Origin of the sequence: Leptospira ellinghausenii (genome assembly GCF_003114815.1) — a bacterium.
Classification (GTDB): Bacteria; Spirochaetota; Leptospiria; order Leptospirales; family Leptospiraceae; genus Leptospira_A; species Leptospira_A ellinghausenii.
Map to the genome: position 1 here is coordinate 1,078,520 of NZ_BFAZ01000009.1, position 15,466 is coordinate 1,093,985.

Genomic DNA, 15,466 nt, shown 5'->3' on the forward strand with positions numbered 1-15,466 from the left:
GTTTCCCTACCCTTTTCCTTTTGCTTCTGTAACTATTGGATCTTTGTGTAAATCTAAGGCCTTACGAACGGATGCCATTTTATTAATGATCTCTTGGTATTCATCTTCCGGTTTGGAATCATACACAATACCACCTGAAGCTCTCACAAATCCTTTTCCATCATTTACAAAAAAACTTCTAATTGGAATGGCAAATGTACAATCACCATTGAACCCAAAACTTCCCACTGCTCCACCATAAGGTCCGCGAGGTGATTTTTCAATTCGTTCAATGATTTTCATGGATTCTATTTTGGGTGCACCTGATAAAGTCCCAGCTGGAAACGATGATGCAAGACCAGAGAACATATCTTCCTTAGAAGATAAAATACCGACTACTTCACTGGATATATGTTGTACATGTGAGAAACGTTTGATATCAAACCTTCTTCTCACTTTTACAGTTCCAAATTTTGCGACTCTGCCAATATCATTCCGATGGAGATCTATCAACATATTATGTTCTGCAATTTCCTTTGGATCCATTAAAAGTTTACGTGCAAGAATAGTATCTTCCTTTGCATCCTTTCCACGTTTGGTGGTACCTGCAAGAGGGAAAGATTCCATCTCACCTTGTCTCAAACGGAATAGTAATTCTGGACTTGCACCTAAAATCACTCGTTTACCAAACTTCACATAATACATATGAGGTGAAGGATTAATTTCTCGAAGGGTTTCGTAAATGGCTAGTGGATTACCTTCTACTGAATATGTTTCTTCAAAACCAATTTGGCATTGGAAAGTATTTCCTGCTTTGACTTCCTCTAATGCTTCTTCTACCATTTGTTTGTGTACATCTTTGGAAAGACCATCACTCAAAATGGAAACTTTTGCTTTTGGTTTTTTAGTAACCGGTTTTTCCAATGAGCCAAGAATTGACTTAACAAGGTCAATGCGATTGTTCCCATTATCGAAATAAATAAGTTCACCTGTAAATTTATCATAAATTAGACCATCTAGATACATCCCGAAAATCATAGCTGGAAAATCAGGATGTGGTTTTAAGTGTAATTTGGGTTCGAAGAATTGCATACTTTGGTAACCCAAGTATCCAACCAAACCTCCCGCATAACTAATACTTAATGAATTATAATCTGTAATGTTTCGAAGTGCAAAATAGGGATTTTCAACGTTGAATGGTTTCCCATCAATTTCGAGAATACCAGGTTCCCCTTTGATCAGATGAGAAGGATCAAATCCAATGACAGAATACCTTGAGTCGTACTGGTTATCTCCCGCTGATTCCAAAAGAAAACAATTCTCGTATTTCTCTTCAATTTCCCGAAAGAGTTCCCAAAACTCGATCCCTTCCGGTAAACTTAAAGAAGTGTAATTGGGTTTCTTAGGAATGGAGATTTTCGGAAGTGATTGGCTCATAGTGTACTCAATGTTTGTTACCAAGATTCATTTTGAATCAATTTTAGAAATAAAAAAGGCAGGAGCCGGATTCCGGAACCTGCCTTTTCTGACTTAGGATGAGAATCCTGAATTTATAGATTTTTGTTTGCGAAATCCCAGTTTACCAAATTCCAGAATGCTTCCACATATTTTGGACGAGCGTTACGGAAATCAATGTAGTATGCGTGTTCCCAAACGTCGATTGTAAGAAGTGCTTGCAGACCATCTTTGAGTGGGCTACCAGCATTGCTTGTATTCACGATTTCAAGACCATCGCCTTTTTTCACGAGCCATGTCCAACCAGAACCAAAGTTTGTCACAGCAGATTGTGTGAACTTTTCTTTGAATGCATCAAAAGATCCAAAGGATTTTGTGATGAGGTCTGCTACTGCCCCTTTGGGAGCTCCTCCACCGTTTGGAGAAAGAGAATGCCAGTAGAAAGTATGGTTCCAAACTTGCGCAGCATTGTTAAAAACACCACCTGTGGATTTTTTCACAATGTCTTCTAAACTTGCATTTTCGAATTCTGTACCTTTGATAAGGTTATTTAAATTGGTAATGTAAGTTTGGTGGTGTTTTCCATAATGAAACTCAAGAGTTTCTGCTGAAATATGGGGAGCGAGTGCATCCTTTGCATAAGGAAGTTCTGGGAGTTTATGTTCCATGGTGGTCTCCTGATGGATCTAAGTGTATTTGTATTTTGTCTCTAGTCTCATTCACAAAAGCAAATCGTAAACTAAAAAAGTAGAATGATTCTAATCATTCTCTCTATCAATTTCGACTGACGGTAGAACGAACTGTCTTCAATAAATTTAAAATTTCTGAGTGTAAAACACCATTGGAAGCTACTAACTCAGGAAGTCCTGTATAGTAATGAACTCCATTTAAGTCAGTCAATTTCCCACCTGCTTCCGATAAAATGACGGAGATGGCTGAAACGTCCCAATGTTTCACTGTTTTCTCCCAAATGGCATCCATAACCCCTTCTGCAATGAAACATACGTCCAAAACAAAGGAACCAGTTCGCCGAAAGGAACGTGCATAGGTCAAAAATCCTGATAAATCAGCCATAATCTCTTGGATCATATGGGCTCTTTTGGTCGGAAGGTTGGGAGAAAAAATAGCACGATTGAGTTCCGAAACACGTGATGTGACAATTGGTTCGCCATTTTTAAAGGCGCCTTCTCCCATCACAGCGGAATACACAGATTCTTGTGGTGGGACAATCACCACTCCACCAACCGGTGTGTCTCTATGTTCCAATCCAAATGAAATGGCATAAAGAGGAAGGCCTCTCACAAAATTCATGGAACCATCCACAGGATCGAGAACCCATTTAAACTCTCCACCATCAATGGGTGGTTTGTCTTCGCAAACAATTCCATCTTTAGGAAATGATTTCTGTAAAAATCGAATGAGAATATCACCTAACTTTCCGTCTGCGGCATCAATTCTTTCCTTTTCCTCTGCATCCGTATCGGAACGAATTGCAGAAACTTCTCTTTGGATTTTTTTTGCCTCATGGATGATACCCATAGCATTGGCTTTAACATACTCGATGCGTTTGATTGTCTCATCGACAGGAAAATTGATCGTTGGTGAAGAGATACCCATAGTAATTACTTATCCATTATCGGTTAAATTTTGATTCACTTTCCATAAAATATTCCCAGACTTAGAAACGGTTCTTTCAACTTCGAAGGAAGAAAGATATTCATGAAAAGATTTAAGTGTTTCTTCTGGAATGGTTTGGTTTGTATTTTCTAAGATTTGATAAAATTTCTTAAATTGGTAAATTGTTTTAGGAAGACTTGGATTCAAAAATCGTAACGAAAGAGAAAGGTAATCGATTCCTATGGGACTATAAATCCTACCCAATTTCCAAATGTCTGTCGTGATTCCTAACTCTTCTCTGATTTTTGACTCGGTATCAGAAAAATCGATTTCGTCGAAAATTTCAGAAAATTTTCGTATAGGTTTGTTTTCGTCTCTTTCAGATTCGACACGAAACTCTCCTCCTTGGAATCGTTTCGCTTCAAAATCAAGAACGTTTTCTCCCTCTTCCTTAAGCGTTTTAATCGGTATAACCTTAACTTGAAAATACAATCGATCTGTTACAATCGTTGGTGTCATATTTTGAGAACCAGGTCGTTTGATTTCCTCGGATTTAGCTCCACCCAAATACAACATATCAACAGAAAATACATATAAAAACTGGTAAGGTCCAAACATCATTGGCCTAACAAAAAATAATTTACCAGTTTCACGTTTTGGCCTGGGTTCTGGTAATAAACTTGTGCCTTCTACTGCTTCCGGTAAAAATTTAATAACAGTTTGAACAAAATCCTTAATATCACCAAACTCTGGTTCCGTGATTGATGTACCATGGATTGTAAAACGATCAGAAAATTGAATGTAAGGTGAATGTAAATTATCTACATAAACATCCCCAGATTTATTTTTTCCTGAAACATCTCCCAACATTCGATTGATGGATCTATAATCTTGTACTTTCATTTCTTGTTTTTAAATTTGATTTTATTTTTCAATTTTTTTGATTTTGTATCCAAAAGGTTTTAAGATTGATAGGCCAGCCAATTTGTATTGATTCGAATGGTTCATAGTAATTTCATAATTAAAACGTTTTCCCACTCGGATATGCCTTTCAATTGTAGATCCAAGTAATCCAAATCGAACTCCTGCATCTTTCAGAATCCGACGATAGAGAAGGACAAAACTTTCAGGAGTTAAGGAGGTTCCTACATAATAGACCTTTCCTTTTCCATATTGATTCACTGTGATCGCTGGTTTTCCAGAATAGAATTTCTTTTTATCACGGTAACGAGCTAAAACTTTTGCCGTTTTTGGTTCCAAGATTTCGCAAAATTTGGATCCTTTTAAAGGCCAAAATCCCATTCGAATTCCTACTTTAGAGGTGGCTGGGGCTTCAAATTGATATACTTCTACACCCGCCATCTCACGAAACACACCTGGAACTGGTTCTTCTACCATCCAGTGGTCTTTATCCTTAATCCCTGATCGATACCCTAAAACCAATGTTCCACCTTGATTCACATAGGATTTTAATTTCTCCACAATGTTAGGGTCGAACATTGTATAAAGAGGAAGTGTGAGAACTTTGTAATTTGACCAATCCATATCGGCATGAATTGGTAACGAATGGGCATTTACATTTAATACATTCGTGCCAGCAAACCATGTAGCAAGTTCGATATCGTATCCCACTTGAGCAAATGGAACTGGTGCAAACCGCAGGCCATCACTCAATGGTTGGTGTTTATAATTTCTTGAATTTTCTATATCATGAAGAATCGCCACCGAAGCTGGGTAAGGTGAATCGGAAACATCTTCTGCAAATTCTTTGATATCTTCTATGGTTTGTTTGAGTTCATAGTATTTGGAAGTTTTCCTTTTCCCATGATCTAAAATTCCATAACATAATTGTTCTTGTCCAAACCTTGCAGTGCGGTAACGAAAAAAATAAATCTGATTTGCACCATTGACAATTGCCTGTGTTAACCAAAGTCCAATTTGGCCAGGAGGAGGTAAATAACCTAACGTATCATGGCCTTGTACACCAGAGAATTGTTCCATCACTGTATATGGTTTGTTTTTAAGTCCTCGTGAATATTGTTGGGTGGCGGTGACCAATGGATGAGGGTATGGTTCTTGTTGGTTCCCCCAAACAGGATAATTGTCCCAAGACACATAATCTAGCTTTTTGAACATTTCATACATGTCTGTCACAGGTAAAAATGGTGACGGGTATAAATTGGTAGTGAGTGGTTTTCCTTTGCTGTATTTACGAAGGATCTCAGCTTGGAAATGGATATAGGATACCAATTCATCGGATTGGAATCGGTAGTAGTCTTGGATCATTGCAGGATTAAAATTACTCGCTACATGTGCGCCTGGGAGAGGGATTTGGTTCCAGTCTGAATAAATCACACCCCAAAAAACATTCCCCCAACGTTTGTTAAGCGAGTCCAAAGATTTATATTTTTGTTTTAACCAGACTCTGAAATTTTTTTCTGCAAGTTTTGAATAATCTACATCTGATCCTTCATGTCCAGGTTCATTATCAATTTGCCAACCAACAACTGCAGGATGGTTTCCAAAATGTTTAGCCATCGCGGTGACAATTCGTTCTGTCGCTTTTTTATAAGCAGGAGAGGAAAAACAAGCTTGGCGTCTTGTACCAATCCCGCGTATGATTCCATCTTTTGATACTTGTACAATTTCCGGAAATTTTTGGTACAACCACGGAGGAAATGTTGCTGTTGGTGTGCCTAAAATGGCAGTCATTCCATGGCTTTGAACTGTTTCTAAAACTGCATCAAACAAGGAAAAATCAAATTTACCTTCTTTGGGTTCCATGATTCCCCATGCAAATTCTGCGAGGCGAACCGATGAAAGACCCATTTCTTTCATGATTTTAAGGTCTTCATCCCAGTCCTTAGGGTTCCATTGTTCTGGGTAATAACAGGCTCCAAAGATCATATTTTTCCTTTTTGCGATTGCAGAATCTATCTTGTGACACAGACTGAATCAGAAAACACCCCTTTCAATCAAATAATGTCTGACCAAGTTATTTTAGGAATCTCCAATACTCATCATTACCGATTTACCATTGTAAATCTAACGGAAACTGCTAAGGAACCTATGTTCCTACATTCTCTTAACAAAGAAATGTCTGTTTTTTTATCCAAAACTATGATGGGAGCCCTATTCCTTGCGGAAATGACGAAGAACCAACAGAAAGTCAGCATCCAATGGAAAGATGAATCCAATAAACAAGCATTAGCTTATAGTGATCGTTATGGAAAAATGAAATCCGTTGCTTATTCAACTACCCATGCAGACGGGGACATTCGAAACGAATTTATCTTGGGCCAAGGGATCATGAAAGTCATCCGTTGGGATTATGAATCCGATACCTATCAATCCTACACCAATCTAATAGAAGATACATTTGAAGCAAACTTCATCAAATACCTCACGGAATCAGAACAGATCCGAGCTTTAGTAGGAATGGACGTAACTCCTTTTGATTTTCCAGGAAATGATTTTTCGGCAAAAGGGATTTTCTTTGAAGCATTGCCAGAGGCCACCGAAGAAAGTTTTGTTTTTTTAAGAAATAAAATTGATTCACTCATTACAAAAGAAGCGTTTTGGAATCTTGGGATTGATTCGATGTTAGAAGCGCTGGAGAAAGAAATTGGTTCGTCTTTGGTAGTTCTCAGCAAAGAAGCACCTGAATTCTTATGTGATTGTTCTAGGCATAAGGTAGCAGACATCATCGCCTCTTTAGGAGAACAGGAGGCAAATTCTATCATTGATGAAATGGGAAAAATCGAAATCACTTGTGAATTCTGTCGCACCGCCTATCAGTTTGATTCCTTTGATGTGGAGAAATTTTTTAAACAATGAAAGCGAATTTTCTCTCATTGAGAGAAACTGAGTTACAACCTGTTTTTTCTACTTTGGACACTATCGTCGATTCCTTTCTTTCAAAAGGAAAAAAACCAATCCTTCTATTTTCAGGTGAAATGGGTGCAGGTAAAACTACATTCATTAGGGAATGGTTTTCCCGTTATGGAACAAATAGTTCAATCAATTCTCCGACATTTTCACTTTATAATATTTATGATTCGCATAAGATGCGTTTGGTACATTTTGACTTATACAGAATCCATTCTATAGACGAATTAGAAAATTTGGGATTTGAAGAAATCTGGGGAAAAGAAGATCTATCAGCAATTGAATGGTGGCAAAAGGCCGAACCTCTTCTCCCAAAAGAAAATCGAATTTATATCACCATTACATCAGAGAACTTTGAAAATCGATCCTACACCATCGAATGGTCGGCTGAGGAAGTTGTATGAATCTTTTGTATTTTGATACAACTCAAGATTGGATTCATGTTTTAACTGGATCCATTAATGGTTTTTCAACAATGAAAGTTGAGGCACAAATCATAGAAACCTCACCAAAAGAAGCTTCGTATCGTTTGGTAGAAATGATCCAAAAGGTCCTTACTCAGTCCCAAATAAAAAAACCAGATGTCATTTTTGTTCCCCATGGTCCAGGATCCTTTACGGGAATACGAATCACGGTGACGACAGCAAGAGATTTAGGACAATTATGGGAAATTCCTGTGATGGGATTCGATACGGCTCATTTATACCTAATTGGATTACAAGAAAACAATTCTCAAATTGAATTTCAGATACCAAATCAAAATCCAAACCATAAATCGCTCATTTGTTTGGATGGAAAACAAGGAAAATATTATACAAAGTTTTATGATGGTATTACTTATACCGAAACAAAAGATCAAACTCCCGAGGAAATTAGACAATGGTTAGAAAGTCAGAAAATGACACCTAACAAATGGTACTACACGGGAATAATGCCTAGTTTTTATCCAACAGATGCTATAAAAATTGAAGCGACAAATCTGAATTTATCGTCTATACTGCAGTATAGTTTCGAACAAATGAAACAATCAAAACTTAACGATTATACTTATTTAACACTCCTTCCCAATTACATTCGTGGGACGTATGTAGATCAAAAATGAATTTATGGATACCTATAAAATACAAAGAAAAATCATCGAATATCTAGACCAAAAAGCTGGTAAAGATATCACAAGACAAGAGATCAAAAAGAAATTCACTGAATCGAGTGAATTCAAACGACCCGACCCAAATTCAAAAAAAGTAAAATCTTTTAAACGAAAAGAAAAAGTTCCAAGAAAGGAAATCGAATTTCTCATCGACCAACTTTGTAACCTTCTAGAGGAAGAGGGTTTACTCATCCCAAACAAAAAGTATTTCACTGTTGCGAATCCTTTTCGGCTTACTGGTCGAATTTCAATTTCAAGACGTGGTGATGGTTTTATTTCCTTACCTTCCAAAAATGAAATATTTGTACCAGGGCCATTAACGAATACAGCTATCACAGGTGACAAAGTAGAAGTAATCCCTCTTGGAGTTGGTAAAAAAGATCGTCTAGAAGCAGAAGTAACCAAAGTTCTTAAAAGAGGTCGTATCCTCTATAGAATGAAGGTCAAAGAAAAAACTAACAAATTTGTCTTTGGTAATTTCTTAGATATGTTAGGTGATGGAAAAGAGGGAGTTCTACATGTTAAGTCCATCCTAAAGGACAGTTTTGATGCCATCAATATCAATGACGTGTTGATCGTGAAGTTAAAAGAAGGTGCAGAACCGCAAGATAATCTTTACGATGTGAGTTTTATTCGTTTTGAATCGGATACGAAGGAAGATTCTGACTTACAAAGGATCTTAATGAAATACAATTATGATCCAGTTCATCCGGATTTTATTCCATTGGATTTTCCTGAGGAAGTATCAGAAAAAACAGTCTCCGATTGGAATAGCCGCACTGACCTCCGCGATTTATATGCCGTCACAATTGATGGAATCACAGCAAAGGATTTTGATGATGCTATCAGTTTTGTCGATGAAGGAAATCGACTTCGAGTTTGGATTCATATTGCTGATGTTTCCTATTATGTAGAGAAAGGATCAGCTTTAGACAAGGAAGCATATGAAAGAGCAACATCGGTTTATTTAGCTAACCGAGTGGTTCCTATGTTACCTCCAATTCTTTCAGAAGACCTATGTAGTCTCGTTGCTAATACCAATCGATTGGCTTTCACAGTCGAGATGGAAGCAAGTAAAACTGGTGAAATTTATAACGCAAAATTTTATAAATCCATCATCAAAGTGAAACAACGTTATACCTATGAGATGGCGGAAGAGGAGATAAAAGCCCAAGATCCAAATAATTGGATGTATCAGGTATCTTTATTCACTGATGCTCTCCGTAAACAACGAATGAAAACAGGAAGGATTGATTTAAATCTTCGCGAAACGACGATCACATGGAATGAACGAAAAGAACCGATCGGAATTGAGAATAGAGAGCGACTCACAAGTCATATTCTCATTGAAGAACTCATGTTATCAGCAAACTTAAAAGTAGATGAATTTTTGAGAAAAAAGAAAATCCCAACTCTTCATCGAATCCATGAACCAATGGATGAAGAAAAGCTTGAAACATTGAATCATTTTCTCCAACTCAATGGATACAATGTACAAATACATGATACGAGTTATGTTGAAATCATGAAGGCAGTGAAAGAGATCCAAGACAATTCCGTCGGAAAAATTTTCAATTATCTACTCCTTCGAAGTTTTATGCAGGCGTATTACGGTGCAGACCCACTTGGACATTGGGGATTAGGCTTTAAAGACTATTGCCATTTCACTTCTCCCATCAGACGTTATCCAGATTTAATCGTCCATCGAGTACTGCATGCAACATTACTCGAAGGGGAAAAAGAATATACAGACAATGAAATTGCTGTTATGGGACTTCACTGTTCTGAGGAAGAAAGACGTGCTGCTGATGCAGAGCGAGACATAGTTAAAATCAAATCATTTCGTTATTTAGAATCAACGGGAATCAAAGAATTTAAGGGTTTTATCGTTGGAATAAGACCTTCTCAAATCTTTGTCGAACTAGATATTTCAAACCTAGAAGGAGTTCTCGATAAATCAGAATTTACTGATGAGTTTGAAGTAGTGATCAAAAATGATTTTTCTTTCTATTCTAAAAAGTATTCAAAAATCTTTTTTATCGGAGATCCTGTGACTGTTAGTTTGGACCGAATTGATTTTGAGGAAATCAAAGTATTTTTAAAACTCAAAGACTTCAAAAAGGATGAACCTACCGTAAAGAAAAAGTAAATATGTTACCGAATGGATCCTAAAAGGAAACATTCGGTATCTCATTTCGTTTCCAAATTTTCCGAAAAAATTTCCTGTCCTTCACCTTGATTGATAAAATTCTATCAATAATCATATCTTCACTTATATTGTATTGTTTCATCAAATTTTTGTTTAATGATAATTGCGAATGTGTCACCCAATTGATAAGTGAAACTTTGTTTCTTTCTGATTCAGGAAGAAGTTCATTCACACTAGCAAAAAATGTTTCATGGGTTAAAAAGAGTCCCTTGGAAATCTCTGGCATTGGTGCTGCACCATGATCAGCTGTGATTAACATTACAAACTTGTCACCATAATGTTTTTTTAGAAAATCGAAGATAGTTTCAATTTCTTTATCCGTTGCTTGTAAAACTTGTTTTGCTTCTTGTGTTTCCCACCCATATAAGTGACCAACAGCATCCGTTGCTTTTAATGTTAAATATGCTAAGTCTGTGATTCCATCTATATGTTTGTTTTGTTTTAAAATCGTTTCCTCAATAGTATCTCGAAATAAAGCTCCATCCATTTTTACCTGGAATTCAGAAGCTTGGAAATGGTGAATTTTTGAAAGTAATTCAATTGGATTCTTAGCATCAAAATGTGTATTAATTGAAGATTTATTTGCTAAATAAAATGGGTACAGATTATATTTCTGTGAAGCCAAAGGTAGTTGGAACGCATTAGAATAAGTTGACCAGGCTAATTTTTTTGCATCTTGCCAATATACATAATCAGCATCTGGAGTGATCATTTGTTTTGCACTTTTACTTTGTTTGTATTCTTTTCCATGACCTGCCATACCAACAGCAGCACGATTTGCATAACACTGGCTGATGATAACAGGAATGTTATTTTGAGATAAATCCCACTCATCAGAAAAACTTGCAGATTGTAATTCGCTTACATCAAAGGTTTGATTCATTCCCTGGTAAACTTGTCGATGATTCACTTTGCCATCAACATAGGTATAAATTTCATTTGAGAAAATCTTTGCATCTTTGGGAAAAGTTCCTGTTCCGATCGCCATATGTCCCACCGCTGTATGGGATTCTAAATGAATAACTTTTCCCTTTTTAAAGTAAGCTGAATTTAATGACATAGTTTCCAAAAATGGATAAGCACCTTTGTGTGCCTTATAGAGTTGTCTACCACCCTGGTCTACAACAATCGTAACAATAATTTCTGGTTTTTCATTTGTCTTTTTGAAAATCTTATCAAATTTATTTATGGGCAGTTGGTTGATAAATTTATAATTTAAGATTTTTGCATAAATGGATGGAATGTGTTGTTGGAAAATTTCATCTGAATACTCTCCATTTTCAAACCATTTTGGTCCATACATCCAAATAGGAATTTCAGTATCATATGAGTATTGTGTATAGTGAGAAGTATAATTGACTTCCTTCGAAAAATGTTCATCCTCAGTATCTAAATTCCAATCAGAATTGAGTTGGTCCCATGATAGCTCATGTTCTGCTAAAATATTTTTGATTTCTTCTTTTGAATAATGTGAAAGAGTGATTGCGTCTCTTGCTTCCCTATCAAATATATTAAACGGATAAGGTGCAAGAATCAGATCGGTATCTGGTTGCATGGAAACAAAAGCTGCGCGTTTATAGTCCTGTTCCCATTTGCAACTAGATAGTATAAAATAAATTCCAATGGCAAATAAGATAAATAATTTTTCCTTCACACTATTATTCACAGTTTCATTCCTTTCTTGCTACACTCTTCCAGATTTTACGCCCATTCGGCAAGTGAGAATTAAATTTGTCGGTGATCTAATGTGCCATTCTTCTCAGATCACTTCTTATCTTGATGTGAAAACAAAAACATATGATTCCTTTAAAAGTTTCGAATATGTTGCAGAATCTTTACAAAATGCAAATCTAACATTAGGTAATCTAGAAACTACCATTACGGAAAAAACAAATGAATATTCAGGTTATCCAAGATTTGGAACTCCTGTTGGATATTTGAATGGCTTAAAGAATGCTGGTTTTGATATTTTATCAACTGCAAATAACCACTCTGCTGATAAAGGATCTTACGGAATCGACACCACAATCCAGAAAGTAACTGAGTATAATATGATTCCAATCGGTTCTTATGTTTCTCTAGAAGATTTCCAGAAACGAAAAGATTTGATTCAGGATGTTAATGGAATAAAAATTGCAATTTACAATTATACCTATTCTACAAATGGAATTCCTGTTCGTGATGGCCGTATTGTCCGTATCCTAAATGAAGATCAAATTCGAAATGATGTAAAGTTCGCAAAAAAACTAGGAGTTAATTTTATTATCTTATGGTATCATTACGGAAATGAATATGACGAATCTCCCAATCATTCTCAGCAAAAATGGGTGAATATTGGAATGGATGCTGGAGCCGATGTTATTATCGGTGGCCATCCTCATGTTGTGCAGAAAATAGATTTTTATCAAGATCCTAACACGAATGAAAATAAACTCATTGCCTATTCCTTAGGAAACTTCATTTCAGCGCAGAACAGGCAGTATACGGATGGAGGTATAATTTTATCATTTGTATTGGAAATTGGAGATCAAAATCAAAAAAGAATACTCAATCTCGAAAGTGAGCCTGTTTGGGTCAATCCACGAGATTATAAAATCATTCCGATAAACAAATACAGAAATTCTGAACTTCAAACAAAATTGCCAAAACATTTAGAGAAAAGGATGTATGATTTTGAATCACACATTCGCAAAATTCCTGGATTGGGAATCACTTCATTCTAAATTGTGAATTTCGTTTTCAATTTCTTCGAAGCCCTTACCTGCTCGAATCAATTCTATTGAATCATCATTAATTTGAATCATGGTAGATAATTCTGTTTTTACAATCCCTCCATCCACAATTCCATCTACGAGATTACCATAGATTGTATCTAAATCATCAATATCAATGATGAATTCATCATTACTAAAAGCTGAGGTGGAAGTAAGAGGTGAATCATGGATCTTTAAGAGCTCTTGTAAATAAATATGATCTGGAATTCGAATACCAATCTGTTTATCTTTGTGATGGGCAATTGATGGTTTTGGTAAGTTTTTATTTGCTTTTAATACGAATGTAAATGGACCAGGAGTCACACGTTTCATAAAGCGATAGGCAGAGTTTGGCAAATATTCTATAAAATGAGAAGCCATTGAAATATCTTTGCATAAGAGGGAAAGCGGTTTGTCTTTTGGCAATTTTTTGATCGAATATATTTTTTCTACTGCAGTCTTTGAATGAGCATCGGCTATGATCGCATAAACTGTATCAGTAGGGAAAATATAAATCGCTCCATCCTTTAACCTTTCTGAAATTTGTTTCAGTTTTCGAACTTCAGGATTTTCTGGATGGAGATAAATGATCATATTACTTTCTGCTATTGAGCAGTTAATCCACCATCAAGGACAATGCACTGTCCTGTCATATAGGAAGAAGAGTCTGAAGCTAGATAAATAGCAGCTCCCAAAATATCCTCAGGTTTACCTAGTCTACCCATTGGAATTCCAGCTAATACTTGTTTCATGATAAATTCTTTATCCTTAATCATATCGGTCATATCAGTATCGATTAGTCCAGGGCATATCACATTCACTCGGTATCCATTATTACACCATTCAATGGCAAGTGCTTTTGATAATGTGATAACAGCTCCTTTTGTTCCTGAATAAACAGAAGCAAGTTTACTTCCTACCATTCCTAAGACAGATGCAACATTTATGATATTTCCACCTTCTTTTTTATGATGTTTATAATAGGCTTGGCAATTTCGAAAAACACCAACATAGTTAGTTTGTACTATGTTTTGTAATTCATCTTCTTTAAATCCTGAAGCGGGTGTATTTGTTGCGATACCTGCATTATTGATTAAAGTATCTAATCGGCCATGTTTAGCTTTAATTTGACCTATCACTTCGTAAGCAGAACCTTCACTTCTTACATCCAAGACAACACCATGGATCCCTTCTTTTTCCATCCAATGGATTGATTCTGGTTTGGAACCTGCACCATAGACAATGGCTCCAGCATCACGAAACCCAAGTGCTAACGATTTACCGATACCTCGGCTTGCACCTGTAATTAAAATTGTTTTACCTTTTACATCAAATAAACTCATTTTACCTCATGATTGGAAGGATAACATTCGCTAGCTTGTGGCTTTGTATCTTCCATTAATTTTTTGTAGTCTAGTGTATTATCATCTTTTACTAAATCCCTTCGTATATAATGGGTTCCTTTTTCATAATAATCTGCAATGGGATTACAATCTTGAATGTCTTCTGAATAACCCCGTTTACAACCAACCACTAAAACGAATGCCCATATAAGAAGTGTAAAAAATCTTGGACTCACCATGGACTAAGTAAACAATATCCCTTAAGGAATAGCAAGAAATTGTTTGTTTTAAAATCAGCATCTCCCAGAAGAAAACAAATCCTGTCAGATTTGGGTTTTTTATTCCTCATCCAACCCGAACACATAGACGAATCTCAATATAAAAACGAAAATCCACTTGAATATTTAGAACGAATGGTTCACTCAAAACTGGGTGACCTATTTGAACCATACAACCTTTATTTGGCATGTGATACAATCGTTGTCCATAAAAACGAGATTCTCCACAAACCTGTGGATGAAGTAGATGCGTTTCGAATTCTTAAATACCTCTCAGGAAAAGAACATTCCGTATTTTCGGGTGCTGTTCTTAGAAATGGTTCTGGTTCTGATTTTTTTTACGAAGAGACATTAATCCAATTTAAGGATTGGAATGACTCGGAAATTCAAACTTATATTAAAGAATACAACCCATTTGATAAAGCTGGGTCTTACGGAATTCAGGACAAAAATGGACCCGTCAAAATGTGGAAAGGGTCTTATCTCAACGTGTTAGGATTTCCTTTCCGAAGTTTTTTGGCGCGCCACGAACTATGGATCCGTTCGTGGGAAGATGGGTTTATGCGTAAAGATTGACTAGGTTTCCAGGTTTGTAACTGGCTTTTGCTTCTGGAGTGGATTGGATTTCCTGAGCTTGATTTTTGGTTTCGGAACTAGGGAATTTTGGCTGGTAGGAACGCGATTGGATCGCTTCCACCTGTTCCACTGCTTGCGTATTGTATGTAGGAGAAACATACATATACGGTTCTCCTAATCCTGAAACTCTTGCCACATTACTTGAGATTTCCATACTA

The 15,466-nt window shown here is 36.3% G+C and carries 16 protein-coding genes; 6 read left to right on the forward strand and 10 right to left on the reverse strand.

The features are described from left to right. Window positions 1–6 precede the first annotated feature (6 nt). The 5 genes from DI076_RS13590 to DI076_RS13610 form a co-directional block, all read right to left on the reverse strand. Window positions 7–1,416 (reverse strand): anthranilate synthase component I family protein, encoded by a 1,410-nt coding sequence (locus tag DI076_RS13590; protein WP_108960336.1) that lies wholly within the window; start codon window positions 1,414–1,416, stop codon window positions 7–9. A 113-nt stretch (window positions 1,417–1,529) separates the two neighbouring features. Next, the gene (locus DI076_RS13595; RefSeq protein WP_108960337.1) at window positions 1,530–2,102 is read right to left on the reverse strand and encodes a superoxide dismutase; all 573 of its coding nucleotides are present in this window, start codon (window positions 2,100–2,102) and stop codon (window positions 1,530–1,532) included. Window positions 2,103–2,208: 106 nt separating this feature from the next. Then, complete coding sequence (locus tag DI076_RS13600; RefSeq protein WP_100716144.1) at window positions 2,209–3,051, reverse strand: inositol monophosphatase family protein; 843 nt, start codon at window positions 3,049–3,051, stop codon at window positions 2,209–2,211. Between the two features lie 9 nt (window positions 3,052–3,060). Beyond that, the gene (locus DI076_RS13605; protein WP_108960338.1) at window positions 3,061–3,954 is read right to left on the reverse strand and encodes an LIC_10030 family protein; all 894 of its coding nucleotides are present in this window, start codon (window positions 3,952–3,954) and stop codon (window positions 3,061–3,063) included. 21 nt (window positions 3,955–3,975) lie between these two features. Then, window positions 3,976–5,958, reverse strand: a complete 1,983-nt coding sequence (locus DI076_RS13610) for a beta-galactosidase (RefSeq protein ID WP_108960339.1) — start codon at window positions 5,956–5,958, stop codon at window positions 3,976–3,978. 75 nt (window positions 5,959–6,033) lie between these two features. Between DI076_RS13610 and hslO the strand changes: the two genes are divergently transcribed. From hslO to DI076_RS13630, 4 genes are read left to right on the forward strand one after another with little or no spacing between them, the layout of a single operon-like run. Next, the gene (hslO, locus tag DI076_RS13615; protein ID WP_108960340.1) at window positions 6,034–6,888 is read left to right on the forward strand and encodes an Hsp33 family molecular chaperone HslO; all 855 of its coding nucleotides are present in this window, start codon (window positions 6,034–6,036) and stop codon (window positions 6,886–6,888) included. Next, window positions 6,885–7,343 carry a tRNA (adenosine(37)-N6)-threonylcarbamoyltransferase complex ATPase subunit type 1 TsaE gene (gene tsaE / locus DI076_RS13620; RefSeq protein ID WP_108960341.1) on the forward strand — a complete coding sequence of 153 codons (459 nt, stop codon included), beginning with the start codon at window positions 6,885–6,887 and terminating at the stop codon, window positions 7,341–7,343. Before hslO ends, tsaE begins: the two co-directional genes overlap by 4 nt. Beyond that, window positions 7,340–8,041, forward strand: coding sequence for a tRNA (adenosine(37)-N6)-threonylcarbamoyltransferase complex dimerization subunit type 1 TsaB (gene tsaB / locus DI076_RS13625; RefSeq protein WP_108960342.1), 702 nt, complete (start codon window positions 7,340–7,342; stop codon window positions 8,039–8,041). The genes tsaE and tsaB overlap by 4 nt, the downstream gene beginning before the upstream one ends. 4 nt (window positions 8,042–8,045) lie before the next feature. Further along, window positions 8,046–10,238: a ribonuclease R family protein gene (locus DI076_RS13630; protein WP_108960343.1), complete on the forward strand. Its 2,193-nt coding sequence runs from the start codon at window positions 8,046–8,048 to the stop codon at window positions 10,236–10,238. 19 nt (window positions 10,239–10,257) lie between these two features. Here the strand turns inward: DI076_RS13630 and DI076_RS13635 are convergent, their stop codons facing one another. After that, complete coding sequence (locus DI076_RS13635) at window positions 10,258–11,964, reverse strand: alkaline phosphatase family protein (protein ID WP_108960344.1); 1,707 nt, start codon at window positions 11,962–11,964, stop codon at window positions 10,258–10,260. A gap of 52 nt (window positions 11,965–12,016) precedes the next feature. On the opposite strand from DI076_RS13635, the gene DI076_RS13640 reads away from it, so the two are divergent. After that, on the forward strand, window positions 12,017–13,021 hold the full coding sequence (locus tag DI076_RS13640; protein ID WP_108960345.1) for a CapA family protein: 1,005 nt from the start codon (window positions 12,017–12,019) through the stop codon (window positions 13,019–13,021). Here the strand turns inward: DI076_RS13640 and DI076_RS13645 are convergent. Genes DI076_RS13645 through DI076_RS13655 form a run of 3 tightly spaced genes read right to left on the reverse strand, consistent with a single transcriptional unit; the run spans window position 13,013 to window position 14,633 of the window. Beyond that, window positions 13,013–13,645, reverse strand: coding sequence for an L-threonylcarbamoyladenylate synthase (locus tag DI076_RS13645; protein ID WP_108960346.1), 633 nt, complete (start codon window positions 13,643–13,645; stop codon window positions 13,013–13,015). The genes DI076_RS13640 and DI076_RS13645 overlap by 9 nt on opposite strands. 11 nt (window positions 13,646–13,656) lie before the next feature. Then, entirely contained in the window at window positions 13,657–14,394 is a 738-nt protein-coding gene (locus DI076_RS13650; protein WP_108960347.1) for an SDR family NAD(P)-dependent oxidoreductase, read from the reverse strand. Then, window positions 14,391–14,633: a hypothetical protein gene (locus DI076_RS13655; protein WP_108960348.1), complete on the reverse strand. Its 243-nt coding sequence runs from the start codon at window positions 14,631–14,633 to the stop codon at window positions 14,391–14,393. The genes DI076_RS13650 and DI076_RS13655 overlap by 4 nt, the downstream gene beginning before the upstream one ends. Before the next feature lie 39 nt (window positions 14,634–14,672). Between DI076_RS13655 and DI076_RS13660 the strand changes: the two genes are divergently transcribed. Beyond that, entirely contained in the window at window positions 14,673–15,248 is a 576-nt protein-coding gene (locus DI076_RS13660; RefSeq protein WP_108960349.1) for a Maf family protein, read from the forward strand. On the opposite strand, the gene DI076_RS13665 is transcribed toward DI076_RS13660, so the two are convergent. Beyond that, window positions 15,232–15,462: a hypothetical protein gene (locus tag DI076_RS13665; protein ID WP_100725605.1), complete on the reverse strand. Its 231-nt coding sequence runs from the start codon at window positions 15,460–15,462 to the stop codon at window positions 15,232–15,234. The genes DI076_RS13660 and DI076_RS13665 overlap by 17 nt on opposite strands. Window positions 15,463–15,466: the final 4 nt, after the last annotated feature.